The following is a 2,736-nucleotide window of genomic DNA, read 5'->3' as shown; positions in this document are numbered from 1 at the left end:
TTCAACCCGGTGCTGCTAACAGTCTGTTTACTCAACACTTGCTCGATGGATTGCGGGGTAATGTTGCTAGCGAAGATGGTCTGATCCGGATTTCTGATATCTTTGAGTATATTCAACCTCGTGTTACGGCGGCTCAGTCAAATCAACATCCCATCTTTAAGGCTGATTTAGAAGAATTTTTTCCGATTGCTCTATACTTGGGTGGTCAAAAGGGAATTTTACAAAAGAATACAGAAGGCTTCCGCTATGATGTCTATATCAGTTACGCAAAAACTGAACCAGATGATAGCTGGGTATGGGAGACACTAATCCCACGGTTAAAAGAGGTTGGCTTAAAGGTAGCAGTTTCTGAAGATGTGTTTCAGCCTGGAGTAGACCGGGTGGTAACTATTCCTCGTGGCCTTAAGCAAGCTAAGCGTACCCTGATGGTACTGTCGGATGCTTATTTAACCGATAAATGGCTGCACTTTGAAAGGGTAATGGCAGAAACTATTGGTGTTCAAGAGGACAATTACCGTCTACTACCAGTAATGATTGAACCCCTAGATGACAAACCAATGCCAGACTGGATCACAGGAAAACACCCAGTCGATCTAACCAAGCCTCGCCACGTTGAACGTCGCTTTAAACATCTGGTGGATTCACTCAAGCAACCCTTGCCACAAAGGAGGTAATTGATCTGATTGGAGAGAGTCAATAGTGGCTGAATTATCAACCTACGATATCTTTATTTCCTACACGGATGATGATAGCGAGTGGGTGGAAGGCTTCTTAATTCCTGCTCTGGGAGTGCCTGAGCAACGAATCATCACTAGGGAAAAATTTCGTCCTGGGGCTGACAAGGTAGTGGAGTTTGAACGTGCGGTTACCAGCAGCTGCTATGTTCTACTAATCCTCAGCCCGGCTTTTCTTAATGATATTTGGGTTGGGTTTGGAGAGTTAATTGCTTCTTATTCAAGAGTAGTGCAGCAGCGCGATCGGCGAAGCCGCGCCAAAGGCGATCGCATTCTGCCGTTAATCCGAGAATCCTGTGAACTTCCCCTACGGCTGGACTCCCTCATCCCGTGCGATTGTACTGACGAGGCTGCTTGTGAACATGCCATTGTCTACCTACGTGAATTACTGGCGCAACCAGAGCCAAAATTAGAACCTATCCCCTGTCCCTATCCTGGTATGAAGCCATTTACACCGGAGGATTCTCGCTTTTTCTACGGACGTGAGCCAGAAATTAAAAATTTACTGTTGCATCTGCGCAAGCAAAACTACTTTTTTGTGATTGGTCCGTCAGGTTCTGGTAAGTCTTCATTGGTTTTAGCAGGTTTGGTGGCTCAATTAGAGAAGAGACAGCCCGGTCAATGGCTGGTAAAGTCCATACGTCCTGGTACTAACCCCATGCAGGCTCTGGCAGAAGCGCTAGGAATTTCAGGATTTTCAATAGTGGATAATTTTCCCACTGTTGAACAGTATAGGGAATGGGTTGACTCACTACTAGTGGGAACACAACCAGGGTGTCGCTTATTTCTATTTATCGACCAGTTCGAGGAACTGTTTTCCCAATCGAACAAACAAGACCAGACTACCTTGATTGCCGCGATCCAATCCCTGCGTCAGGTAGAACACTGTACCCTAGTGGTGGCTATGCGGGCTGATTTCTACCCTGATTTAATGGATAGTAACCTGTGGCCACTACAAGGGTTTGAACGGATAGAAATTGCCCCTTTGCACGGTAAACGGTTAGAAGAAGCGATCGCTAAACCAGCAGAAAATTGTGGGGTTTACATCGAAGCCAAATTACTGGAGCGCTTGGTTAATGATGCAGCCGATGAGCCTGGTGTGCTTCCCCTGATTCAGGAAACTATGGTACTGTTGTGGGACACAATGGAGCCCCGCCTGCTTACCCTAAGTGCCTATGAAAAACTGGGGCAAGAGGCTAGTAAGCTTCATCCGAGTGGGTTGTCAGTGGCGATCGCTACTCATGCTGATGCTACCCTCGCTAAACTGAGTGAATCACAACAAGCCATTGCACGTCGGGTTTTCCTGCGTTTAGTGCAGTTTGGTGAGGGACGACCAGATACCCGACGCCAACAGCCGATTGATCAGCTAATTACTATCGATGATGAGTTAAACCTGTTTAACCAAACCTTGCAGCATTTGGCAGATAGTCGGTTGCTAACCCTAAGCGGAGAGAAAAATTCTAGTAAAAAGGTAGACATTGCCCACGAAGCCTTGATTAGGGCTTGGCAGACCTTACAGCAATGGATCACCCAACGGCGAGAGGCTGAACAAACTCGTAGACGACTAGAAGAGAAAGTAAAGGAATGGCTGCGATTAGGTGGTAGTGGTGGTTTGCTTGATCAGGTGGAACTGGCAGAAGCACAACGATGGTTGAAAAGTGCTGATGCTAATGCTTTAGGCTATAACCAGGAGTTACTAAACTTGGTAGATGTTAGTAATTACCAAATCCAAGCAGCTAAGCGCCAAGAAGAAAAATTGAGACAGCAAGCACTGGCGCAAGAAAGAAAAGCTCGTCAAGCTGCTCAGACGAGAACTATAGTAGTTAGTATTGCCCTAGTGATCGTGACTGGTTTGGGGGTATTCGGATTTAATCAATCAAGAAACTATCGCATGAAATCCCTTGAGGAAATGAGGACATCATCATTACTCCTCTTGAGCTCTAACCAAGAATTAGATGCCTTGGTAAAAGCTGTTGAAGCGGGGGAACTGTTGAAAAATACC

At 46.1% G+C, this 2,736-nt stretch carries 2 protein-coding genes; both read left to right on the top strand.

Features of this window, described 5'->3' with window-relative positions:
• A partial coding sequence (locus F6K53_RS36760; RefSeq protein WP_293084467.1) for a toll/interleukin-1 receptor domain-containing protein occupies positions 1–674 on the top strand: 674 nt, incomplete at its 5' end.
• A 25-nt stretch (positions 675–699) separates the two neighbouring features.
• A partial coding sequence (locus tag F6K53_RS36755) for a TIR domain-containing protein (RefSeq protein ID WP_293084464.1) occupies positions 700–2,736 on the top strand: 2,037 nt, incomplete at its 3' end.

The organism is Moorena sp. SIO4A1 (assembly GCF_010672065.1).
In the GTDB taxonomy this organism is placed as follows: Bacteria; Cyanobacteriota; Cyanobacteriia; order Cyanobacteriales; family Coleofasciculaceae; genus Moorena.
The sequence above is the reverse complement of the archived record's forward strand: the minus strand, read 5'-3'. Positions and strand labels throughout refer to the sequence as shown.